At 32.0% G+C, this 25,515-nt stretch carries 20 protein-coding genes; 7 read left to right on the top strand and 13 right to left on the bottom strand.

The annotated features are described in order from the left end of the window. Positions 1–7 precede the first annotated feature (7 nt). From OIU83_RS13175 to OIU83_RS13165, 3 genes are all read right to left on the bottom strand, one after another. On the bottom strand, positions 8–3,727 hold the full coding sequence (locus OIU83_RS13175) for a SusC/RagA family TonB-linked outer membrane protein (RefSeq protein ID WP_264206726.1): 3,720 nt from the start codon (positions 3,725–3,727) through the stop codon (positions 8–10). 155 nt (positions 3,728–3,882) lie between these two features. After that, entirely contained in the window at positions 3,883–5,004 is a 1,122-nt protein-coding gene (locus OIU83_RS13170) for a FecR family protein (RefSeq protein WP_264206725.1), read from the bottom strand. A gap of 90 nt (positions 5,005–5,094) precedes the next feature. Next, positions 5,095–5,706: an RNA polymerase sigma factor gene (locus OIU83_RS13165; protein ID WP_264206724.1), complete on the bottom strand. Its 612-nt coding sequence runs from the start codon at positions 5,704–5,706 to the stop codon at positions 5,095–5,097. Between the two features lie 756 nt (positions 5,707–6,462). Here OIU83_RS13165 and OIU83_RS13160 point away from each other — a divergent pair. Beyond that, positions 6,463–7,332 (top strand): cupin-like domain-containing protein, encoded by an 870-nt coding sequence (locus OIU83_RS13160; protein WP_264206723.1) that lies wholly within the window; start codon positions 6,463–6,465, stop codon positions 7,330–7,332. A gap of 39 nt (positions 7,333–7,371) precedes the next feature. Here the strand turns inward: OIU83_RS13160 and OIU83_RS13155 are convergent, their stop codons facing one another. Next, positions 7,372–7,998 carry an alpha-ketoglutarate-dependent dioxygenase AlkB family protein gene (locus tag OIU83_RS13155; protein ID WP_264206722.1) on the bottom strand — a complete coding sequence of 209 codons (627 nt, stop codon included), beginning with the start codon at positions 7,996–7,998 and terminating at the stop codon, positions 7,372–7,374. A gap of 117 nt (positions 7,999–8,115) precedes the next feature. On the opposite strand from OIU83_RS13155, the gene OIU83_RS13150 reads away from it, so the two are divergent. Further along, on the top strand, positions 8,116–8,883 hold the full coding sequence (locus OIU83_RS13150; protein ID WP_264206721.1) for an XRE family transcriptional regulator: 768 nt from the start codon (positions 8,116–8,118) through the stop codon (positions 8,881–8,883). A 53-nt stretch (positions 8,884–8,936) separates the two neighbouring features. On the opposite strand, the gene OIU83_RS13145 is transcribed toward OIU83_RS13150, so the two are convergent. Next, complete coding sequence (locus tag OIU83_RS13145; RefSeq protein ID WP_264206720.1) at positions 8,937–9,347, bottom strand: response regulator; 411 nt, start codon at positions 9,345–9,347, stop codon at positions 8,937–8,939. Further along, the gene (locus OIU83_RS13140; RefSeq protein WP_264206719.1) at positions 9,337–10,761 is read right to left on the bottom strand and encodes a sensor histidine kinase; all 1,425 of its coding nucleotides are present in this window, start codon (positions 10,759–10,761) and stop codon (positions 9,337–9,339) included. Before OIU83_RS13140 ends, OIU83_RS13145 begins: the two co-directional genes overlap by 11 nt. A gap of 379 nt (positions 10,762–11,140) precedes the next feature. Here OIU83_RS13140 and metN point away from each other — a divergent pair, with 379 nt between their 5' ends. From metN to metQ, 3 genes are read left to right on the top strand one after another with little or no spacing between them, the layout of a single operon-like run. After that, positions 11,141–12,172, top strand: coding sequence for a methionine ABC transporter ATP-binding protein MetN (metN, locus tag OIU83_RS13135; protein ID WP_264206718.1), 1,032 nt, complete (start codon positions 11,141–11,143; stop codon positions 12,170–12,172). Further along, positions 12,165–12,818, top strand: a complete 654-nt coding sequence (gene metI / locus OIU83_RS13130) for a methionine ABC transporter permease MetI (RefSeq protein ID WP_264206717.1) — start codon at positions 12,165–12,167, stop codon at positions 12,816–12,818. Before metN ends, metI begins: the two co-directional genes overlap by 8 nt. A 23-nt stretch (positions 12,819–12,841) precedes the next feature. Continuing rightward, positions 12,842–13,660: a methionine ABC transporter substrate-binding lipoprotein MetQ gene (metQ, locus tag OIU83_RS13125; protein ID WP_264206716.1), complete on the top strand. Its 819-nt coding sequence runs from the start codon at positions 12,842–12,844 to the stop codon at positions 13,658–13,660. A 149-nt stretch (positions 13,661–13,809) separates the two neighbouring features. Here metQ and OIU83_RS13120 read toward each other — a convergent pair whose 3' ends face one another. Further along, positions 13,810–14,805 carry an NADP-dependent oxidoreductase gene (locus OIU83_RS13120; RefSeq protein WP_264206715.1) on the bottom strand — a complete coding sequence of 332 codons (996 nt, stop codon included), beginning with the start codon at positions 14,803–14,805 and terminating at the stop codon, positions 13,810–13,812. A gap of 92 nt (positions 14,806–14,897) precedes the next feature. Between OIU83_RS13120 and OIU83_RS13115 the strand changes: the two genes are divergently transcribed. After that, on the top strand, positions 14,898–15,272 hold the full coding sequence (locus OIU83_RS13115; protein WP_264206714.1) for a winged helix-turn-helix transcriptional regulator: 375 nt from the start codon (positions 14,898–14,900) through the stop codon (positions 15,270–15,272). A gap of 16 nt (positions 15,273–15,288) precedes the next feature. Here OIU83_RS13115 and OIU83_RS13110 read toward each other — a convergent pair whose 3' ends face one another. From OIU83_RS13110 to OIU83_RS13090, 5 genes are all read right to left on the bottom strand, one after another. Then, a complete protein-coding gene (locus OIU83_RS13110; protein WP_264206713.1) occupies positions 15,289–15,588 on the bottom strand; it encodes a hypothetical protein in 300 nt (99 codons plus the stop codon). A 366-nt stretch (positions 15,589–15,954) separates the two neighbouring features. Next, positions 15,955–16,608: an ankyrin repeat domain-containing protein gene (locus OIU83_RS13105; protein ID WP_404827691.1), complete on the bottom strand. Its 654-nt coding sequence runs from the start codon at positions 16,606–16,608 to the stop codon at positions 15,955–15,957. A gap of 134 nt (positions 16,609–16,742) precedes the next feature. Beyond that, positions 16,743–17,618, bottom strand: a complete 876-nt coding sequence (locus OIU83_RS13100) for a helix-turn-helix domain-containing protein (protein ID WP_264206711.1) — start codon at positions 17,616–17,618, stop codon at positions 16,743–16,745. Between the two features lie 134 nt (positions 17,619–17,752). Then, positions 17,753–21,145: a polysaccharide deacetylase family protein gene (locus tag OIU83_RS13095; RefSeq protein WP_264206710.1), complete on the bottom strand. Its 3,393-nt coding sequence runs from the start codon at positions 21,143–21,145 to the stop codon at positions 17,753–17,755. Between the two features lie 62 nt (positions 21,146–21,207). Next, positions 21,208–21,678: a PepSY-like domain-containing protein gene (locus OIU83_RS13090; RefSeq protein WP_264206709.1), complete on the bottom strand. Its 471-nt coding sequence runs from the start codon at positions 21,676–21,678 to the stop codon at positions 21,208–21,210. A gap of 176 nt (positions 21,679–21,854) precedes the next feature. On the opposite strand from OIU83_RS13090, the gene OIU83_RS13085 reads away from it, so the two are divergent. Next, complete coding sequence (locus OIU83_RS13085; protein ID WP_264206708.1) at positions 21,855–24,482, top strand: phosphatidylglycerol lysyltransferase domain-containing protein; 2,628 nt, start codon at positions 21,855–21,857, stop codon at positions 24,480–24,482. Positions 24,483–24,571: 89 nt separating this feature from the next. Here OIU83_RS13085 and OIU83_RS13080 read toward each other — a convergent pair whose 3' ends face one another. Further along, positions 24,572–25,465, bottom strand: a complete 894-nt coding sequence (locus tag OIU83_RS13080; RefSeq protein WP_264206707.1) for a PorP/SprF family type IX secretion system membrane protein — start codon at positions 25,463–25,465, stop codon at positions 24,572–24,574. Positions 25,466–25,515 lie beyond the last annotated feature (50 nt).

Genomic DNA, 25,515 nt, shown 5'->3' with positions numbered 1-25,515 from the left:
TTAAATATTATAATGAAAGATTTAGAGTAAAAGTGTATTGACTCGTAACTGGTAGCGCTACACCTCCAGTATTACGGAATTCAGGATCCTGACCATTTAATCTCTTATCAGAATAAATTAACCAAGGATTAACTGCAGATCCTCTTAAAGTAAATGTACTTACACCAATTTTTCTCTTAAAGTCTTTAGGAAATTCCCAACTTATTGAAACGTTTTTAAGTCTTACAAAATCTCCATCGGCTATACGAACATCCGAATAATTATACGTGTTATAAGCTCTTGCAAGTGTACGTGCACCACCATTATTTTCATTTAATCTTTTATCGGCAATAACTGGAATATTTGTAATATTCTCATCACCAGGATTTATCCAACGATTAGTAAAATCTTTTGTAAATACTGTTAAATCATCATAAGTACTATCATAAATAGGGTTTAAACGTACTTTATTACCTCCTGATCCTACAAAGAACACATATAACGACCAGTTTTTATATGTAAAAGTATTTGCAAGACCTATTGATTTATTAGGCTCTATAGATCCTTCGTATTTTAAATACTTCGTTACATTATCTATGTCTTGAAAGTTGGCACCGGTAATATTATTATCGGCTCCATCTTGCAAAAGAAATGTAGGTAATCCTTGATTATTTAAACCTGTGAATTGGTATGAATAGATTGAATTTCTTGGACGACCAATACTATTTCCTCCATTAGAATCAATTAAATCAAAAGCTGAAGGCTGGTTTGCCAATTTTGTTATTTTTTGATTATAAACAGAGAAATTAAGCGTTGTTGACCAGTTAAAATCTTTAGTAACGATATTTTTTGTTGTAAAAGCTACCTCAAGACCTTTTGTCTCCATATCGGCATTATTTCCTTGTTTAATATCTTGTCCACCTACTCCTGAAGTAAGTACATAATCTACTAAATCAAATGCTTTACGACTATATATATCTGTAGTAAATTGCACACGATTGTTAAACATTCCAAGATCTACACCTATGTTAGTTTCAAATTGTTTTTCCCATGTTAAATCACCATTTTGCAAATCGTCAATTCTTATTGCTCCTTCTCTGTCTGAAACATTGAAACGGTTTGTAACAAAGCTTTTATAAATAGCCATAGAGTTCGTTGCTGGTCCAGCAGTTGCAGTAAGTCCGTAAGAAGCTCTTAAAGCCAAAGTATTTATAGATTTTGAATCTTTCATAAATTTCTCTTCGGCAACATTCCATTTACCACTTACAGTATAAGTAGGCAACCATCTAGAAGAATTACTATCACCTTGTCTGTTCGACCCATCATAACGACCTGTTAAAGATGCAGTATAACGACGATCATAGGTATAACCTACTTTTCCAAAGAAACCAATTGTTCTTTCTCTTTCTTCATTCAATCCATAATAAGAACCTCCATCATTAATGATTTTTTCAAGAAACTTAGGATTAGTAAAAGGTGTAAGACCTCTGCTATATTGAACCCCAGCTGCAGTAAAATTATCACTACCTCTGTCTACAGATCTTAATTCGGTTCCAAACAAACCTTCAAGTTCATGTTTGTCATTCAACGTATTTCTGTAGTTAATACTATTTCTAATGTTATATGAAGTCATATCATTAGAAAATTTTCTTAAGAATCCACCATTTGGCAATACCGAAACTTTTGGTGCCGTTTGATCATTTGGATCTTGGTACAAATAGATATTCTCTTTTTGAACAATTGTATTTACATCATTTCCTACACCTGCATTATAAGCACCTACAACATTAGAACCTTCTAATATTTTATGCTCTCTGCTTGTATTAGCATAACGTGCAGAACCTGTAAGGTTATAAGTTAAATGTTTGTTTATTTTATAATCTAAATCCAATTGGAAACGAATATCCTTAACTTGAATATCCATATAATTATTTGCCAACTCATTGATAATATTCATCGGAGCCCAGTTATTTCTGTAATATTCCAGGTTTCCTTTTTCATCATAAGGTCTTAATGTTCTATTTGTATTTAAAACATAAGCAAAAGGATTGATGTCAAAATCTCTTGTTACTTTTCCAAATACTTCATCTTTTTGACTTTCATAACTACCAGGAGCTCCCTGATCTCTCACAGAAGCCAAAGTAGATAAGGTAATGTTTAAATTATCATTTACATAAAAAGTCCCTTTTATGTTTGATGAAAGTTGTTTTACATTATCAGCAATTGTCCATCCCGGATCGGTATAATAGCCTAACGATGCATAAAATGTATTGTTTTTTCCTCCACCAGAAAAACTTAAGGAGTGAGTTTGAGTTAAAGATGGTCTAAACACAACTTTAAACCAATTCGTATTGGCTAACTCATATTTTTTCAAAAATTCATTACGGCTTACAGGATCATTTTTCACCAAATAACTATCCGTTTCCGGAACGTAAGTATTGATCGCTCTACCTAAAATATTATAAACTCCACCATATCTACCATTTACTGTTGATGGCAAATCAAGATAGCCTTTGGCTTCCATTTCTTTATAAATACTCATCGACTCCTGAGAGTTCAAAATATCATATTGACTATAGTTAGGAACTGCTCTAACTGATTGTTCTAACGAATACGATATTTTAAGAGGTGTATCTCTACGTCCTTGTTTAGTAGTAACGACTACTACTCCATTTAAAGATCTTGATCCATAGATAGAAGTTGCCGAAGCATCTTTAAGAACCTCAATACTTTGAATATCATTGGCATTTAATCCAGCTACAGAAGAACTCAATAAAGTTTCTGAGTTACCTGAAGCTAAATCTGCAAATGATAAATTGATAATATCCTCTTGTACAACACCATCAATTACCCATAATGGTTTTGTATCTCCAAAAATTGATGATGATCCACGCACTGTGATTTTAGGAGCTGTACCAAATGTACCAGTTACGTTTTGAACTGTAACACCGGCAGCTTTTCCTTCGATCATTCTGCTAATATCTACAACACCATCAACTTTTAATTCGGCTCCCGAAATTTTACTAATAGCTCCTGTAAATGTTCTTTTAGACGTTTTTTCGTAACCAGTTGTAACAACAACTTCTTTTAAGCTTTGTCCTTGTTCATTTAAGATAATTGTAAGTGGAGATTTTTCGATACTTACTTCTTGCGTTTCCATACCTACGTAAGAAACCACAAGTCTAGTAGTATTATTAGGCATATCGATTGTAAAATTACCATCAAAATCCGTAAGTACTGCTATCTTGCTACCTTTGGCAAGTACTGTTGCACCAGGTAAAGGGCTACCGTTTTGATCGATTACTTTTCCTTTTACAACAGGAATAAATAAACTTTCAAACAGGGAGCTTGGTAAATCAATATCTTCAAAATTAGCTGCTTGTGAGCTATCCTTTTGCAAGATAATTTGATTACTTACCTCTGAGTAAGTAATATTAAATGGTTTAAGTACACGGTTAAGAATACTTGATAAGGTTTCATCATTGGCTTCTATACTCACTTTTTGATTCAATTGAGTCATTCTTGAGTTGTAAGAAAACTTAACTTTTGCCGATTTTTCAAGTTTTGATAATGCGTTATCTAAACTCAAATTAACAACGTCAATAGTCACTTTCGTATCCAATTTCCTTTGTCCTTTCACACTATTTGCCATAGTGACACTTGAAAAAACAAATGCCAAGGCAAACTGAAATAATGTTATTTTCATGATTCGAAAGAGTAATCGTTGTTTAACAACAGGTTTTTTCATAATTTTGGTTTGTTTAATTAATACTATTTACTGGGTATTGAGGAACATCACAAATTGCTCTTTACAGAGAGCAACTTGATTTTATCTAAGCGTCGAGAATGTTACAGCATCTTCGGCGCTTTTTTTTATATTTTTTTCACATAAGCAATTCGGTTTTATTCACATCCATTGGATGTAATGATGACTTGATTTCCGTTCATTTCGTAGCTTGTATTATTGCCAAGGCTTTTACAAATAATTTTAAGTTTTTCGGGTAATGGTTGATCACTTAACGAAGTCGTTAGATGACAATCTTTTAATTTCGAATGAGGAAAATCAATCTTTACCAAATAAGCTTGCTCAATTGTTTTAAAGATCTGAGCAACTGGAATATCGGTAAATTCAAAACTTAGTTGTTCAATATTGCCTACAGAATGTGCCAAAGACTCGTCTTGTGTAATATCTGTAATTTTATTAAAAGTAAATTCCTGACGTACAAATCGTAACGCTTGATTTGGCAATAAAACAACTTCTTCCTCTTTTTTGCCAAAGTTTGAAATCAATTCATTAGATCTTACTGTTACTTTTCCTGTACGAACAAGTACTTCTACATTTGGCTGATCCGAATATGCTTTAATTCTAAAGCTTGTTCCTACAACCCGGGTAACTATCTCATTGGCGAAGACAAAAAATGGTTTTTTTGGATTCTTACTAATTTCAAAAAAGCCTTCGCCAGATAGATAAACCTTTCTTTCATTGCCTACAAATATTTTAGGGTAACTTAACTTACTGTTTGGTTTTAACAAAACAGAACTACCATCTGATAAAGTTATAATTTGTGATTTATCCGAATTATTGGTTTGCTCTACAAGTCCTTCTCCATTATCATGGATAAGTTCTTTGTAAGTAACAATAGAATTTTCGGAAACAAAATCATCTTTATAAAACCAATTTAATAAAAGTCCGAAAAGTAAAACAGCTGCAGCTCCACTAAGCCAATAATTTCTCCACAGTTTTTGTACAGGAGAATTTATTTTATTTATTGTAGCTTCTTTTTTGGTGATTTTTACCAAAGTGGATTCTAATGCAGATTGAATATCTGCTGAGGATAAAGTAGTTTCGGGAACATTCATTGCCAATAACCATAATCGTGCTTGCTCTACCAGCTTTGCACGTCTAGGATTCTCCAGAGCCCATTCTTCCCAGTGCTCATAATCCTCTTCGGATCGAACCCATGTTCGGAATGATTCGTCGGACAAAAAATCTTCTACTTCTGTATAATTGTTACGTTCTTGCATCTTAAAATAAGGGTTACAAAAACATAGAGGACAGTTTTTATTTTATATACTCACCTAATTATGATTTTTTTTATATTTAATTAAAAAAAATCAAAAAACACTTGAGGATAATAGCACTAAAATAGAAATATTACCTTTCCATTCTTTACGAAGATTCAATAAAGCACGGTGTAATAAATTATTTGCAGATTGATAGTTAACATTAAGCATATCAGCAATTTGCTCAACACTAAGCCCTTGATTATATCTAAGATATAAAGCTTCTTTTTGTCTGCCTGGCAAATCATTTAATAATTTATTGAGTCGCGATACTTTACCCAAAGTTTCTTCATCGGCAATAAGCTGATGTTCTACCGAAAAATCAAATAAAAACTCAATCGAGTCTGTAGAAGTAGTTTTACGAAAAATATGATCGCGTTCATTAAGTCGCGCAATTCTTTTACGGACACTAGATAACAAATATGCCTTTACAACAACTTCATCATTTAATGATTCCCTATAAACCCAAACATCTGTAAATACATCTTGCACACAATCCTGTACTTTTTCGGCAAAAGAAGATAGTGAGTTTCCGTAACGTACCAAATGCGCATAATGTTTTTCGAAGAGTAATGAAAATGCCTTTTCATCCCCTGCCTTCAGATTATTCCAAAGTATGGAATCATCGAGGATATCGACATGTGTTGTTGTTTGGATTTTCATAATTTGGTTAGGATTATAAGACTCTTTTTATTATGAATATACTGACTTACAGTAGAATCACTTTTTTTATTCAAGTCAATTTGTTTTGGATAATTAACATTAGCAAATAAAAACTTACATATTTTGTTTTTAATAAATTTATACTCTGCAAACTTCTTTAGTTCATTTACAGGATAAATTTTAACAAATGATTTTAATTTACTTAACATTTAACTTAATTTCATTCTTAACAATGTGGTATTATTATTTCAACCTTCCCTATTTACAAAGCTATAGAAAACATACCCTTAGAAGATATGGTAATTCTATTCGCTTGTTTCTAGAGAGTTGATTACTAAATTAAAAAGTTAAATCTAACTAATAATTTAATATTTTATTAACAAACATAAACAATTATGCATAAAAAAAAATTTTACGGTCATAATTTTTTAAAGAAATATAACAATCTAATTAAAATTGTATTTTTTTTTATTAATCTAATTTTTTGCATGCATAATTTATAAATTTAATAAATCTGGGGTAACAGATAATTCTAAAAAAAAGTTATAAAACTCAAAATTACCACAAGATTTTCGAAGCATAAACGCTCATAACAATACAATTTCCATTCTCAAAATGCGTTTAAATACTATAATCTTCCTACAAGTTATTCACATATTTCTTCGCATATAGTGAATAAATGATTATGATTTATGCCAAAACAAAACTTAGAATACGTAACTTTATATTTTTCTAACAATTTTAAAATTTTAATTTATGGCTTTTGAATATATAGAAATTGAAAGAGTAGAAAAACTGACCAAAGAGGAATTCATTGAAAACTATTATAAGCCTCAAAAGCCTGTAGTTATTACAAACCAAATCGAAGATTGGCCTGCTTTTACAAAGTGGGATTTTAATTTCCTAAGAGAAGTTGCCGGAGATAAAACCGTCCCCTTATACGATAACCGTAAAACAGATCATACAAAAAAAGTCAATGAACCCGACTTTACAATGACTATGTCCGAGTATATTGACATACTGGAGAAAGGTCCCACACATCTTCGTATATTTCTATACAACCTAATGAAAGATGTACCTGCAATGAAAGCAGATATAAGATGGCCTAAACTTGGACTTAGACTGATAAAAAGTCTTCCTCTGGTGTTTTTTGGAGGTCAGAATGCTAAAGTTTTTATGCATTACGATATTGATTTTCCTAATATTTTTCATATCCATTTTGAAGGAAAAAAACAGTGTGTCCTTGTAGATCCCAAAGAAACAAAATACATGTATCGCCTTCCTTATTCCTGGATTTGTAATGAAGATATAGATTTTGATAATCCCGATTATGAAAAGTTTCCAGCACTTAAACTAGTAAAACCATATATCACTCATTTAAATCATGGTGAAATGCTTTATATGCCCGAAGGTTGGTGGCATTACATGAAATATATGACTCCCGGATTCTCTCTAAGTCTTCGTTCTTTATCCGGAAGACCTAGAAATTTACTTAAAGGCTTCGCAAATGTGGCGGTTATTCGCTATTATGATAACTGGATGCGTAAACGCAAAGGACAAGCTTGGCTGGATTATAAAGATGAAGAATCTATTCGTAGAACAAATGCTTTACTGAAGCAATTATAGATGTATGGAATAATAACTTATGAATTAATTCATAAGTTATTATGGTTTCCTATCTACAATCCTGAAAGTAAGATTAATTCTTGGCAATATATTCTTTGTAGTTTTAGGAACCTGATGTTGCCAAAAACTTTGTGTTGTTCCACCCATTAATAAAAAGGAACCATGATGCAATGGAATTTTCAATTTTGGAATCTCTTTTTTAAATTTATGTCTTAAACCAAAAATTCGGGTTTCGCCAAAACTAACTGAAGCAATAATAGCATCTTTTCCAAAATTTTGCTCTCGATCACTATGCCAACTCACTCCGTCGTTTCCGTTTCGATATAAATTGAGCAATACACTATTAAATTTAATTTGTGTCTCTGCTTCTACTCGCTCTTTTATCAGTAATAATTCTGGTGTCCAATCCGGAAGATTGGGGTCTGATCCAATATTTGTTTTATCTTCATACCACGAAATCATTCTTGGAACCTTAAGCGTCTTATCATACATTTCCATTTCATATTCCCGCCATGCTGTTGTGTTGAGCAAAACATTATAGTAATGATCTGACTCTTCTTTTGTAAAAAGAGTATCATGTAATATCAGCTCCGTATCAGGCAGGTCAAAAACCTTTTTCCCTTTATTTCCGCTTGTAAATATCTCGGTATCATCAAAAAGTAACATGCTATTGAATTAAGTGAAATGAACTATTCGTTATTGTTTTCATTTTATGCAAAACAAAATTAGTACATATCGTCACAAATTACATATATTTACTGTGACAAATTATCCCATTAACATATGTCTTTATTTTCTGATAATATTAAATACCTAAGAGCTAGAAAAGAGATTTCACAACGTGAAGTTGCCGAAGGTTTGCTTATATCCCGAGATCGTTATGCTAAATATGAAGATGGTAAAAACTCGCCACCTCCAGAAATATTGATAGCCATTTCACGCTTTTTTCATATTAGTATCGATATTTTACTTTCGGTCGAAATGAAAAAGATACCTATGGGCGAGTTACTCAAATTGGGAGATAATAGAATCTTATTACCAATTACAGTTGACCGAAATGGCGATAATTTAATAGAAATTATTCCGCATAAAGCAAAAGCTGGATACCTTACCGGGTATTCAGATCCTGAATTTATTGAAAGTTTACAACATATTTCTTTACCTTTTTTAGGTCATGGAAAACATAGAGCATTTCCTGTAGAAGGAGATTCTATGCCTCCTCATGAAAATGGTTCTTTTATAGTAGGCCGATATATAGAGAATTTTGGAGAGGTGATGGATGGCAGGACTTATATCCTGATTACAAAAACAGATGGGATCGTATATAAGCGTCTTAATAAAAACGGAAAAAATGATTTAATAGCACATTCCGACAATACATTTTACCCACCTTATCCTGTGAAAGCTTCCGACATTCTTGAAATTTGGGAATATGTATGCAACATTGGTCGTAATGATAAAGAGCAAAAAACATCAGAATTAGACAATGTTAAAACAATGTTTTTGGAATTAAAAAGGGAAATCAATGAATTAAAAAGTAAGCAAACTTGATTTGGCAATCTTTAAAAGAAGCATTTCTTAATCTTATCAAAGACTAAGACTTATCACATTTTCTTTTTTAAAGTTGGATATAAAATATCTCCAAACTCTTTAATTGCAATTGGTTTTCTTAAAAAATCGGTTACATAATGATTACTTTTAATCCTATCGATTTCTTCTTGAACTAAGGAAGAAGAAAGTATAAAAATTTGAGTTTCATGTTTTAGTTCTTCAGATAACTTATCGTATTCAATAAGAAATTCAAATCCATTCATTATTGGCATCTGAATGTCTAATAAAATAACCAAAGCTTTCTTAAAACCCTTCCGATTCGCAATAATCCATTCTATTCCCTCTTTACCGTTCTTAACAGCATTTACTTCAGTGACATCAAGTACTTTTTTTAATAATTGCTTTATGACAAGCTGATCGATATCACTATCTTCTACCAGCAAAAAACCATATTTAGATTTCATATAATTTTGGTATCGTTACAATAAATTTACTTCCAACTGAACATTCAGAATCAACCTCAATATTACCGTTAAGATTTCTAACAGCTTCCTTTACTATATAAAGACCAAGTCCTGAACCTTTATTACTATCAACTACAAAAAACATTTCAAATATATGTTCTCTGTACTCTGGTTTAATCCCAATTCCGTTATCGGTTACTTCTATCTTATAAAAGTCCCCTTCTTCATATGTTTTAATCGAAATACGCATCTGTTCTTTACTCGCATCTGCATATTTAATAGCATTAGAAAGTAAATTATTTATTATGATTTTCAATCTCAAACTGTCACTTTGAATTTTATCCACCAAAAACTCTTCGATAATAATAATCTTGGTAGCATTTTTTATGTGTTTGTGTTGTATTATGGCATCTTCAAATAAATTTACCAAACTCACTGGCTCAACAATTACATCTTTCCTTTTATTTTTTGAGTAATCAATAATATCATTTATAAATTGATCTTGTTTTACCAGGCTTTGATTCATTAAACTTAAATATTCTCTAATTTGTGTTAAGTCATCTTCCAACAGCATAATTTCAATCAATCCTTTGAGAGAAGTAATTGGCGAACGTAAATCATGCGAAACACTATAAACAAACCTGTCTAGTTCCTTATTAACAAGGATTAAATTCTCGTTTTGGTTTTCAATCTCTTTTTTAGAAATTATAATTTTTCTAACCATAATTGAGTAATATATACATACACTACTTATAATAATCAAGATAAAGATAACATTGGTAAACATTAATTGATCCTTAATCGTACGTGTACCTTCACCAAGTGTGTTCGAAAAATTACGCTCATTTATCGTTAATTGATCACTAATTACACTAATACGTTTAAGAATGCTTTCACGATCCTCGGCACTTAAATTAGATGTGCTTATTTTTTTTTCAATATTTTTTCCTATCTCAAATAATTCATTTATCAGCTTATCTCCTTCTTCCCATTCTTTAATAGCATTTGCTAAAAAAGAAACGTTTTTAAAATTTCTAAACAACCATATCATGTCATCCAGATCTTTTTCGTGGTTTCTCCCATCTCTTAATGCTTTTTTAATAACATTAACATCTCCATTATTCAAAAGTTCAATTCTTGCAACTCCATCCCCTTGAGGGACTTTCAACTCTTCTTTATACAAATCCCACTGATCTCTGTCTTTTGTATACAAATAAGTTATAAGATGTCGAACAGCATCTTTCTGACCTTTTGAATAATGCGATTCACCATTAACATAAGCCCTATTCGCAGATAAAATTTTAATAGTGAAAAAATTAATAAAAATTAGCAATGTACAAGATAGAAATACTATTAATAAAAGGATGTAAACATTGGGAAGTCTTAGATTTTCAATAATTTTGTTTCTTGGCATAATATCTATAATAAAGATTTGGGAAGCGTAATACAAATCATGCGAATTCTAAAGTTAGATTAAATTTAAGCATTTATTATATAATTTTAATAAAAAAAATGAACTCTTATGCATTAAATTTTAACAAGTCAAGTTTTATATGTATCCTAAATACGAATCATGAAAATCTTTTTTTTACCACGAAATCTCCTTATGTAAATTGTAAAAATCAAAAATTAACATTTTATTTTTGTTCTACTTAACCCATAGATTTTAATATAAACAAAATGTGACTTACATTTGCACCATAATTTTATAAGGTATAAAAAACCTATTGTTCTAGATTCTATAAGAACCTAAAGGTTTCCTCAACATTAATAATGATTACTATAAATAGAAAATGATAGAATTAAAAAACATAACCAAAAAGTTTTATAAGACTGGAAGGGAAATTACGGCATTAAAAAACGTATCTCTTCATGTGCCGGAAGGAAAGATTTTTGGTGTGATTGGTACTTCGGGAGCAGGAAAAAGTACACTAATACGTTGTATTAACTTATTAGAGAAGCCAACATCTGGCGAGGTAATTGTAGACGGGATTTCTTTATTACAGTTATCTAACTCTCAACTGGCGCAAGAAAGAAGACAAATCGGAATGATTTTCCAACATTTTAATTTACTATCCTCTCGTACCGTTTTTGATAATGTAGCCTTCCCACTGGAACTCGCCGGAGTTTCTAAAGCTGATATTAAAGACAGGGTAAAAGAATTGCTACAGCTTGTAGGACTCGAGGAAAAAATAAATGACTACCCAACAAGTCTTTCTGGCGGTCAGAAACAACGTGTTGCTATTGCAAGAACTTTAGCAAACAATCCTAAAGTACTACTATGCGATGAAGCTACAAGTGCATTGGATCCAGGAACCACAAGGTCTATTTTGAATTTATTAAAGGATATCAATAAACGTTTAAATATTACCATATTGCTTATTACTCACCAAATGGAAGTTGTAAAAGCAATTTGTGATGAAGTTGCAGTAATTAGTAATGGAGAACTTATAGAACAAGGAACCATTGGCGAAATATTTGCTAATCCAAAGCATGCCTTAACAAGCGAATTTATTGCGTCTTCGTTACATATCGAAATTCCGGATATATACCAAGAACGTCTTTCGATAGTTTATAAAAAAGGACTTAATCCATTATTGCGATTGGAATTAAACGGAAAATCGGTTAATGAACCAATACTTACGCAAGCAGCTAGAAAATTCAATGTAAATGCTAATATAATAACGGCACAAACTGCTTTTGCTGGCGATGTAAATTTTGGAATACTGATTGTAGAATTATCGGGTGACGAAAATGAACAAAATCAAGCAATCAATTTTTTTAAAGAAAAACATATTAAAACTGAAATATTAGGCTATGTCTGAATCTATTATAACATTATTATTAAAAGGTACCTGGGAAACTATTACTATGACATTTCTCTCTGGATTTTTCGGTTTCGTACTGGGACTTCCGGCAGGTATATTTTTATTCCTAACACGCAAAGGACAAATCTTGGAGCATGTTTTATTTAACCGAATCTTATCGGTTGTCGTAAACATCTTCAGATCTATCCCTTTCATTATTTTAATTGTTTGGATGATTCCTTTTACCAGAGCATTAGTAGGAACTTCTATCGGAGTAAGTGCTGCATTAGTTCCTTTAAGTATAGGAGCTGCGCCTTTTATCGCAAGATTGGTCGAAAACAGTCTTTTGGGATTACCTTCAGGATTAATCGAAGCTGCACGAGCATTGGGAGCAACACCTTTCCAGATTGTTTATAAGGTATTATTGCCCGAAGCACTTCCATCGATTATCAATGCCGCATCGATTACGCTTATAACTCTTGTGGGATATTCGGCAATGGGTGGTGCTGTAGGCGCTGGTGGTTTAGGACAAATTGGTTACCAATATGGGTACATTGGCTATGATGCAACAATTATGAATGCTGTTCTTATCTTATTGGTTGCCCTTGTATTTATAATACAATTTGCAGGAGATGCACTATCTAAACATTTTGATCACAGATAAAAATTTAATTTTAAAATAAAAATATGAATACAAGAAATAAATTTTCGATACTAGCTGGAGTACTACTACTTACTTTGGTGTTTGCAAACTGCGGAAAAGATAAAAAAGATGATCCCAACCATATAAAAGTTGGTGTTGCCGCAGGACCTGAATTTGTAGTTGCGCAAGCTGCTCAAAAAGTAGCAAAAGAAAAATACGGATTGGATGTAGAATTAATAACCTTCAATGATTATGTGGTTCCTAATGAAGCTCTAAATCAAGGTGATATTGATGTAAATGCTTTTCAGCATAAACCATATCTTGATGAGCAATCAAGACAAAGAGGATATAAACTGGCTATCGTCGGGAAAACTTTTGTTTATCCTATTGCTGGATATTCTAGAAAAATAAAAACTTTGGCCGAATTAAAACCAGAAAGTACTATTATCATTCCTAATGACCCTACCAATGGAGGACGTTCCTTGTTGTTATTGCAAAAAAATGGTCTTATAAAACTTAAAGACGGTGTTGGGCTTTTGCCAAAAGTAACTGATATTACAGAAAACCCTAAAAATCTAAAAATATTAGAACTTGAAGCGCCACAAATAGCAAGAGCATTAGATGATGCAAATGTAACAATTGCTATTATTAATAATACATTCTCATCTCAAGCTGGACTAGTTCCATCCAGAGATGCATTATTTGTAGAAGACAAAGACTCTCCTTATGTAAACTTAATCGTTTCCAGAGAAGATAATAAAAACGAAGAAAAAGTAAAAAAATTCGTTAAAGCTTTCCAATCTCCTGAAGTAGAAAAAGCAGCTGAAAAAGAATTTAAAGGCGGCGCTGTAAAGGGGTGGTAGTTTTTTTAGTATTCAGTCGCAGTTTACAATTATATAAAAAAGAGAGTTTGCATGCAAACTCTCTTTTTTTGATTAAATTTTATATTCAGTTTAGATGTCTCCAAACTGCTACTGCTACTGCTACTGCTACTGAATACTAAAAACTGAGACTAAATGCTCACCCGCATGATTAATTTCTTGCCTTTTGTTTTGTTCGAGCTAAGTATTTCATGTGCTTTGCTTACAGTCTCCACATTTAACTCTCCTATAATTTCAATATTTGGTGGAGTTATAGCCTTATTTTCTATTAATCGAACCAATTCCGACAATCCGTTTTTATAATATCCATAATCTTTCTCTACAGAATATGTATAATTTGAAATATTCATGATTACAGCACCTTTATTAAATAATGTTTCTCTAGATTCTTCGGTAGAAAGTGCGGTTACATCTAGAAACGTTCCATTTGATTTTAATAGTTTGGCTGCAATTTCGCCTATTTTATTTCCAACTAAATCTACTATAAAATCAAACTTTTGCTGGTTGTTTTTTGCTAAAGCAAAAATTGCTACATCATCCGTTTTATAATTAACAATTTGGCTATCCTTTACTCCTATTTCTTTTAGAGACGAAATACTTTCATCATTTCCTGCAGTAACAATGAAATTCGTAAATTGATTCGCCAATAAGATTTTAACCAGCATTGCTCCAACTCCTCCTGCTGCACCAGTTATTAAAACCGAATCGTTTTTTTGTAATTTCATTCGGTTAAAAGATTGCAAGGCTGTTAATCCTGCCGAAGAAATTCCTGCTGCTTGCGCAAAAGATAAAAACTTAGGTTTATGTACTACAATAGATTCTCGAATGGCTATATATTCAGCATATGTACCATTGGACCCCATACTTCCTGAACCCGAAAATACGGCATCACCAACCTTAAAGTCTCTAACATTTATTCCTACCCCGGCTATAATACCCGAGAATTCTCTCCCTAATATTGGAGAATGCATTAACTTTCTTTCCAGTTCATTCTCCAGCATCTGATAATCGATTGGATTAAATCCCGAAGCGATAATCTTTATAAGTAATTCATCTTCTTTTATTGTTGGAATATTTACGTTTTTTAGATGTAATTTACCGTCTTTATCTGCTATAATTGCTTTCATATTTATTGATTTAAAACACAAAAATATTATGAATATCATTTATATTTACTATCGGTTAACCAAAGGTTACTAGTTACCTAAAAGAAACTATTATGGCAAAAATTAAAAGAGATGGCATTTTGCGTGAAGCAAATTGTACAGAGGAACTACTTGCAATGCGTGATAGTCTGGACGTACTGGGAGGGAAATGGAAATTGATGATCTTGCGATTTCTAACCAACAGAACGCATCAAATAATTCATTTCAAAAAAATGCAACGTGAGATAGAAGGAATATCTGCAAAAATGCTAAGTAAAGAACTTAAAGACTTGGAAGTAAATTTACTTATTACAAGAGTAGTTCAGGATACCAGACCGATTACTGTTGCTTATTCTGTAACCGAATATGGCAAATCGGTATTACCTGTTACCGAAACTTTAGTACAATGGGGATTAAACCATCGCGAAAAGATAATTGAATCTGTTTAACTTTATTAAAACAAGTTTAAGCTGTTAAGTCTAGTGTCTTGATTACAACAACAATCAAGATTCCTACTAATGCCAATCCAAATAAATAATCGGCTATTATTTCCAATCTTCTCTCAAGTCGCTTTTTCTGTGTCTTGATAGATAAAAACGAAAAGAAACAGGAGAAAATAAGAAATATAGATATTATCGATGTGAATTCATCTATATGAGTTGTTTCTGATTTATTGGTAATATGTAAAGAGGTGATAACAATAAGGCAAAAACCCAAAAGATTTGCAGAAGTATTTAGAATATGTGGAGAGGTTTTATTAGCCATATCTATAATCCTTTTGAAATTTAAAAAGATAAAGTTAAGCTTTTAACATGAAGACAACATGAAGGAATAATTGATAATTATTAATTGTTGGTTAATAGTTGATAATCTCAGGTATATTGAGCCTCTGAAATTAATCGCAAAGAGCGCAAGGGTTTACGCAAAGTTCACAAAGCTATTCTTCCTTTGAACCTATAAGACGTACTGCTGCGTGCTGCCTTGGAAACCTTTGTACCTATGTAGGTAGCTTTATTTTTCAGAACCTTAGCATCTTAGAACCTTTCTTTTAAACCTTTAAGACGTACTGCTGTGCGCTTCCTCGGAAACCTCTGTGTCTTTGTCCCTTTATTTCTCAGAACCTAAGAACCTTTACTTCCCCGCTTGTTCCAGCACTTTTATCATTTCTGTATATCCTAGTTTTTTAGCATGACCTAAAGGGGTTACCCCATATTTATCGGTAATATTTACATTACAACCACCAGCGATCAAAGCTTTTACAATATCTATGTGCACAGAACCTCCATCACTTAGTAAAACTGCTTCCAGTAATGCTGTCCATCTTAGATTATTGATATGATCTTTGGGAAAATTAGCTGTATTTACTAAAAGTTTTACCACTTCCAGATGTCCTTTCTCTGCCGCGGGAATAAGCGCAGTGCCACCATATCTATTATATACTTCAAAATTTGCTCCGTGATTCAGTGCTAATTTTACAATCTCCAAATTTCCTTCTGCACCAGCATATAAAAATGGACTGTTAAGCATTTTATCTTGTGCATTTACATCGGCACCGGCATTAATTAATAATATTGCTATTTCATTATTATGATCATAAACTGCCTTCATTAAAGGGGTTTCTCCTTCATTATTTTTCACATCCAAAAAAGGCTTCTTTTTTAATAGAGTAACTATGTGAGTAACATCCCCCGTATTTACTGCTTCAAAAAGTGTTTTGCGATTCATCTTATCTATTTTTATATCCGTTTGCTTAGAAGAACATCCTACTAATATTAGCGCATTCAAAATTAAACAGCATAGAAGATTCTTTCTGTTTTGAATTTTCCAATAACTTTTTTTTTGAAAACCATAATCACTTCTGTAAATCATAATTGCTTATTGTTTACAAAAATCGTTTAGAAATCTAAATCCGAATGGTATTATTGATGATAAGTATGGTAAAGATTATAACTTTCTTTAAAATCGCCTGGTGTTTTTCCGGCATATTTTTTAAATACTTTACTAAAGTATCCATTGTCATTAAAACCTAGTTGATATGCTATTTCCTTTATCGACAAATCGGTGCTCGTGAGTAAACGCTTGGCTTCTAGGATTGTTCTTTCTTTTATAACATCACTTGCAGGTATCTTTAAATGTTTTTGAGAAAGAATATTAAGATAGTTTGGAGTAATACTGAGTTTATTCGCATAAAAATTCACCGATGATTCTACATGAAAATTATCTTCTATTAAAGCATTAAACTTTTTTATTACTTTTTCTGGCCTAACCGAAAATTCATATTCTGGAAATTGTTTTAAATAATCCTTTTGCACTAGCTTAAAAAGTAAATGCAATCGAAGTAAAACTATTTCTTTTGTAAGCAAGTCATTTTGTGGTAACCCTAATTCTATCTCTTGCAAATGTTCTTTGAGTTCCAGAAATTCATCTTTAATTAAAGAAAGACAAGATGGAACGCTTTGCTCAAAAAATGGTAGTTGTGATAAATTTGAAAAAATAGTAATGATATCGGGCGAAAGCATCAACTGAAATCCTGTTGTATTTATATTAAGCGACCAGTTATGTACTTGCCCTGGACGTATAAAATATATCTGATTATCGCCTACTGTGTGTTGTGTAAAATCTATGCTGTGAAATCCTGAACCCTCCTCTACAAAGAAAAGCATGTAAAAGTCATGTTTATGAGGCTGTTCGAATGCATTACGCCCCTTTACACTATGCCGAAACAAGGTTATACCTAAAGTTTCTTCGCCAAGAATATTACCAACAGATAAAGTAGGAATGAAAAGTTTGTTCAAAAGAATGGTGCTGTTGATTATGTTTTCAAAAATATATAATTAATGCTACATAAAGTCACAATGACTACTGTTTTTTACTTCAAAATTATATAAAGAATGGATTCTACTTATAGAATCCATTCTTCATAACCAATCTATTTAAGTGTTTCTACATTTCCAGTACGAATTAATACTCCCCAGCTTTGACTTTCTCCTTTAATGGCTCTTCTTAGTGCCTTGAATAAGATAACGTACATTAATTGACGGTAAACAAATCGCTGTGGAATCAACCAAATTAATTTTGTTAATTTCTCTTTTTCAAATATAAAGGCAACAAGACTTACCAACATATCCACTACCATAAAAACAATATAATAGATTCCTATTTTGTGCAAACTGTCTATATCATCGTGATTCCAAATTAAACTTAGTATAAGTACTAAATCGGCCAAGGGTGCAAAAATGGGTAATATTATCTGAAAAATTAATACGTTTGGTAAAGAAACCATTCCTAATCCTTTGAATTTTGGATTAAAACAAGCATCTCTATTTTTCCAGAATGCCTGCATAATACCATAACTCCATCTAAAACGCTGTTTCATAAATTCGTTAAGACTTTCGGGAGCTTCTGTTATGGCTACAGCTTCGATACAATTTATAATGCGATAATCGTTTCTCAATATACGAATGGTCAAATCACAATCTTCGGCAAGAGTATCGGTTGTAAAACCTCCCGCTTTTTCGATTGCTTCTTTCCTAAATGCACCAATCGCTCCTGGAACAACGGTAATACCATTGATTAAATCAAATGCTCTTCTGTCAAAATTTTGTGACGTGGTATACTCGATACTTTGCCATTTGGTAAGCATCGTATTTTCATTCCCTACTTTTACATTACCAGCAACAGCACCAATTTCCTGATTGTTTTTCACCTGCATTCTAAACCCTTTCATCAATTGCGAAATGGCATCTGTTTTAAGCTGAGTATCAGCATCAATACACACTACATAATCATTTTGAGTAAGTGCAATCCCATGATTTAATGCAGATGCTTTACCTCCATTTGGTTTTGTATATACTTTTACAACATCATGATTTTCAAAAACATCGTTAACCATTTTAAAGGTATTATCCTTCGATCCATCATCAATAAAAACAATATCAAAATCCGGATAGTCCTGACGAAGTAAATTCTGAATAGTTTTTACAGCATTTACCTCTTCATTATAAGCAGGAACAATAATGCTCACTTTGGGGTAAGAACCCACAACCGGATTATAAGTTGGCGGGTATTTATGATCTTTCCATTTTTTTATAAATGCCATTGCAGCCATAAGCGCAATACGTAAAAAACCAAGAAAAATAGCAACCCAGAATGTAGCTGTTATGAATTGTCCAAACCAATAAGCACAGTCAAAAATAAAATTATCCAGCGTTATATAATCTCCTTTTGCCTTGGGCATAATTTCATCCTTTGTTTTGCCTAACAAATGTGAAACGGTAGTAAACTGAATTCCTTTATCTTTAAAATATTTAATGATTCTAGGTAAAGCTTCTACTGTAGATTCTCTGTTTCCTCCTGCATCGTGTAGCAAAATAATTCCTTTATCGGGATTTGCTTCATATTGCTTTATTGTTCTTGAGTAAATACTATCGGCACTAACTCCTTTTTCCCAATCATTAGGATCTATACTTTCTCCAACAGTATAATAATTTTGAATTTTGCTTAAAGCAACTGGTCTTAATTCAGCTTCGGTAGTAGGCTCTGCATCTGCATTATACGGCGCTCTAAAAAGGACTGTACTTCTTCCCGTAACTGCTTCTATCAATAATCTTGTTGTTTCCATTTCTGCCGAAGCCCTTTCGGAGCTTACCAATGCAATATTTGGATGTGTAAAAGTATGATTCCCAATTTCATGTCCTTCCTTATAAATTCTTTGCAGCAAAGGAATATTACTTTCGCCCTGTATTCCTACAATGAAGAAAACGGCTGGTACTTTTTCTTTTTTCAAGATGTCTAATATCTGAGGCGTATAGGTAGGATCCGGTCCATCATCAAAAGTTAAAACTACTTGTTTATGTACATTACCAAACTTACTAATTACATATTTCGTTGGTAGCTGCACATACTTTTGTTCTGTAATTATAGACTCTACCGGATCTGTTTCTAGTTGTATTATACCTGGCTGAGGATCTGTTATAACATCAAGTATTTCTCCATCTCCAATATAATCGGGGGTTTCAAATCTTGTATTTACATGTTTAAGACGGTTAAAATCAAAAGGTTTCTCCTGAATACTTTCATTGGTTAAACTTCGCTGATAATAACTCCATAACCGCTGATCTTCACTTCCCAGCCTCCATAAAGCTGTTCCTGCAACCCCATACTCATCGGCAAATCGAATGGTATTGAAATTTGTAGCTGCATCTGTAAAATAAACATTATGCTCTTTTCCATTACCATCTGTATAACTGAAAGAGTTGTTATAACTGTTATCATTAAATTTAATAGTTGCTCCATATTGCTTGGCAAGAGATATTGCCTCGTTATAACTTACTGTTACTCCTTGACTTTTTTGTTGCCAATCATACCCATAACCTGCAATACAAAGTATAATTTTATCCGAAGGGATTTCTTTTACCGTTTCATCCAATATCCTTTCAATCCACTTTTGGCTACTTATATCCCCGGGAACACTACCGCTATAGTGTTCATCGTAGGCCATTAAAAACATATAGTCGTTATACTTTGATAATGCTTTTATATTAAAATCGCTATCTCCAGACATTATATCCTGTGAAACAATGTATCCCAGAGGATGTAATTTTTCATACAACTCTTTCTGAAAAGCTATAATAGGTTCATCACTATTTTCTTTAAACTCTTCAAAGTCAATATTTATTCCTTGTAATTCGTACTTTTTAAGATTCTTTACAATATCATTAATCAGTCTCTCTCTTTTTACATTATCATGAAGGATGCGATGAATTAAGTCTCCATCAAATTCGCCTTCTCCCAATGATTCATTGATGTTATTTATTATCGGAACGATTTTTACATGGCTTTTCTTCATTACTTTCAAAGCCGCCGTATCGATTTCGGTTCGCAATAAATCGGTTTTTGGATCAATAAAAAACCATTCCGGAATAACCATATTAAGTTTATTGATATTCTTTTGTAGTGAGAATAAACTCTGCGGATCCCAATCAACATAAAAGGCAGCTCTTACCTGTTCTATGTTTAAAACAGTTGGCTTTGCTTTTAATTTATTGATTTCTCTTTTTTCTCTTAAGAAAATATCAAAACCTTTATACTTTTTTAATTCTTTATCACTTAGCTCGACTGGAACTATCGGATTGGATAAACTTTTTTCTGTTTTCACATTACCTCCCAAAAGTGGTAATGCCGGTTTCAGCCCTCTTTTTAAGGTAATGATAAAAATCGGAATCATTAAAATGGCAATAAATAAAATAAATCTGGTTGACCATTGGAAACTTTTCCAACGTTGTTTAGTATTGGTTTGAAATACCTGTTTTTTATTGTCCATTATTGTTTTGTAAAATTATTTGTTCAAATTGATTAAAACTCGGGGTGAATTTATTTTTATAATTAATTCTTCTCTGTAACCTCAATAAAATTTCCTTTTTTGTCAAATACTACATCTAAGAATTTTCCGTTTTTTATAATCCCGACTTCATAAGTTATAACATTATTACCGTCGATAAGTCTTGCTGCTTCCTTAATATCTTGATTCGGATAATTACTTTTTATATAACTCAAAGCTGCTTTTGGGAGTTCTTTTTGGGGAATTGCCAACTCATATGCTTTTAATACTCCATTATTATCATAAACAGCCAAACCCACAGAAGAGCCTGTACTAAATTTGGCCAGATATCGAACATGATCTAAATCTTCTCCCTCATAATCCATTGACCATGTAGGAACTTTACCCGAAAATTCTTTTTGGAAAGCAATAGTTACTGCTATTGGAGGAACAACTTCTTGATTTGGTTTAACTTCACTTTGACCAATTACACAAGTACCATATAAAATAGTCAATACAAAGAACAGCTTTTTCATAATCTTTGATGTTTTAAAAATTAACAATTGGTTTAAATTTCTATCTAAAATTAATACAGTTAAATGAAAAACAAATGAACTATAGTAATTTTAACATACATATTCATCATAATTAAATTCCATGTGATATTTTACAATTTTTATAATATATTTATACTAAGATAACTAAACTCACTGTGAAAAGACTATCAAAAATTGATTATTGCATCAAATTCTTCAAAGAAAGAAGCGTCCCTTTATTGTCCCGAAACGGAAAAATAATTACTCAGTTTATTTTAACTGTTTTCTTCCTCGCTATAGCCATATGGTTCATAAAGCAAGAACAAACCGAATTGTCTCAGATAGGGGACAGCTTTACAAATTCAAAACTAGAATGGATTATCGGTGGAATTTCGGTGGCTTTGCTATATATTTTATTACAAGGATGCATGTATGTTACCTCATTTGCCTCTATTGGAGTTAAAATCAAATTAAATCAAGCACTAGTTTTATTCTTAAAACGTAATTTCATAAGTGTATTTATTCCAGCTGGTGGTGTTGCCTCATTATATTTTTTTACAGAATCGATAGCCGAAAAAGGAATTGAGAAAGTACAAATTCACTTGGCATCAACAATTTACGGTTTTATAGGGATTTTATCAGTTATTATTGTTGGAATTCCCTTATTCATTTATGCATTATTAAATGGAACAATCGCATCTAGTGAATGGATTGGAATGACTGTAATCATACTATTGATTGTGGTGCTATTTGTACTATTTAATTCGATATTGAACAAAGGAATAGCTAATAAATTAGTTTTAAAATGGTTTCCAAAAACTGAAATTTTCCTAACCGATTTACAAAATCACTCTATAAATCGAAACAAATTTATTTATACAGTTCTACTTTCCATTTTTATAGACATAATTGGAATTTCTCATTTGTATATTGCAATGGTAGCATTACAATTTGAACCTTCACTCGTAGCCGCGTCGATGGGATATATAATCTCGGTAATCTTTCTTATCATATCTCCTTTTCTTCGTGGTCTTGGCCCGGTAGAGGTTTCAATGGGTTTTATATTAATTCGTTATGGCTTTACCAATACCGAAGCAATTTCTATTACATTGTTGTATCGCGTATTTGAATTTTGGATTCCGTTATTCATAGGAATGCTTACTTTTTTATCCAAAATAAATAAACTCTTAATGCGAATCGTTCCAGCGCTATTGCTATTTTGCCTAGGAATAATAAATATAATTTCGGTTTTAACACCTGCCATTAGCGACAGATTAATGCGCTTAAAAAACTTTTTACCACTAGAAGCAATACATTTATCCAATTATCTGGTTTTTACTTCGGGATTATTCCTATTGGTTACCTCATCATTTATGTTAAAGGGCTTAAAAATGGCTTGGTGGTTTGGTTTAGGCTTATCTGTAATTTCACTAATAGGGAATCTTACCAAAGCAATCGATTTTGAGGAATCGACTCTTGCTTTGATAGTGTGCATCATTTTAATTGCAACGCGAAAAGAATATTACATCAAGACCAATCCCAGACTTCGATTATTAGGTTTACAAACGGCAATCCTGAGTGTTACTGCTGTATTAATATACGGAATTCTTGGCTTCTATTTCCTCGACAAGAAGCATTTCAATATCGACTTTAGTATTAGTCAATCTATTCGATATACCTTTCAAAATTATTTTTTACTAGGAAGTTATGATCTAAATCCTACCGATGGTTTTTCGAGACACTTTTTGGCATCAATTAAAATTAGTGGTTTTATCTCCTTTTCATTTTTAATTTATACACTGATAAAACCATATATATCTAAAAACTCTGTGAGTGCAGCAGAAAAAGAAATAGCAAACGATCTTCTGGAAAAATATGGAAATTCTCCTCTGGATTATTTTAAAACTTATTTTGATAAACTTCTTTTTATTTCACAAAATAACGATGCCTTTTTAGCCTATAGAATCACAGGAAACTTTGCTGTTGTGCTCGAAAATCCTGTTGCCAAAAACAGTCAGGAAGCAAAACAATGTATAATCGAATTTGATAACTTTTGCTATGAAGCTGGATTAAAAAGTATTTATTATCGCATTCCCGAAGAAAATCTGGAAATGTATCAATCACTTGGTAAAAAATATTTTTTTGTTGGGCAAGAAGGTATCGTCGATTTATCAACCTTCAGTCTAGAAGGCGGAAGCAAAAAATCATTACGTAATGGCTTAAAAAAAATTAGCGATTTAGAACTAAAAACAACCATAAACTTCCCTCCTATAAAAGATGGCTTATTGCAAAAAATACGATCTGTAAGTGACGAATGGCTAGAGGAAACTGGCAGAGAAGAAATCTTATTCTCTCAAGGAATTTTTTTATGGGACGAATTAAAAAAACAAACAATAATTACAATTGAGAACAAAGAAGAGAGAATTATTGCTTTTCTTAATATCATTCCTGATTATACCAAAGGTGAAGGCACTTACGACCTTATTCGTAAAACTACAGATGCTCCAAATGGGATAATCGATTTTATTTTAATCGAACTTTTTAATTATTTAAAATCTCAAAATCTTACCGCTGTAAATCTCGGTCTTGCTCCAATGAGTGGTATCGAAAACCCAAATACAATTCAGGAAAGATCAATGAAATACGCATATGAAAAAGTAAAATCATTCTCCCATTATAAAGGTTTACGAGATTATAAGGAAAAATTCTCTCCTTCATGGCATAACCAATATATTGTTTTTACGGATGATTATGACTTAATACAAATACCTCGAATTTTATCAAAAGTAATTAAACCTCGGTAATTTTATGGTTTAAACATTTGATTAAAAAGCTAAACCCCAAGATAAATCTTGAGGTTTTAAAATAATCAACTGTAAAATGATTGTTATTTTTAATTCCTAAATCTATAATTAAGTCCAAATTCAAATGTGTTATTTGCGTAAGCACCATTATTACCAATATAATTAGAATACGATAGGAAAGCACCAAATTTATCAAGTGTAATTCCTAATGCTGCAGAAAAACTTTCATTGGAATGATAAAAACCTGATAAATTTATATTATGCTCTGGCATATTAAACCTTGCCCCTAAATCTAAAATATCTTTGTACCCTTTTACTCCTCTATAAGCAACCAATGGCTCAATGTTGAAGTCATTTATTTCGTTCGAAAGAAGTATCTTGTAGCTTACAGCCGAATAAAATACAGGGCGATCTACATATTTTTTTGTACCATCATTGTTATCAAAGAAAAGACCGTGTAGGTTTGGTACTGCAGCTTGTATCGTTAATAATTTTGATGTGTATGCAACACCAAAATCTCCATCGAAAACACCGCCTTCTTTAAAATTCTGCACTGTTGGGTCATCAATACTTCCTACAATCTTATTATAATCAATAGAAGCAAAACTTGCTCCTAATGATAGTCCAAAATTTATTTTTTGATCATTCCCTCCAATTGGCAAATGATAAGCATAAGTTCCCAGTACTCTTGTTCTATTAATTAAACCCGCTTTATCACTGTGAACATTTAACCCCAGTCCTACTCTATCTCCTGAGTTATACTCGACTGTAGCATTCATTAATACTGGATCTCCAGGAACTGGAGCCCATTGCCGTTGGTAGCCAATATTCAAATTTAGCCCTTTGTCCGTTCCTGCCATAGCTGGATTTGCCAAATATTGATTTTGAAAATACATGGATTGGAACTCTGTTAACTGGGCATTTGCCGTATTCCCGCCTAATACAATTAGGAATATAATTATCTTACTATAAATTGATTTCATTGTATATTTTTTTTTAGTAATGTCTATTGCCAATAATGGCAATAGACATT

Source organism: Flavobacterium shii, assembly GCF_025847235.1.
In the GTDB taxonomy this organism is placed as follows: Bacteria; Bacteroidota; Bacteroidia; order Flavobacteriales; family Flavobacteriaceae; genus Flavobacterium; species Flavobacterium shii.
This window is presented reverse-complemented; position numbering and strand designations above follow the sequence as displayed.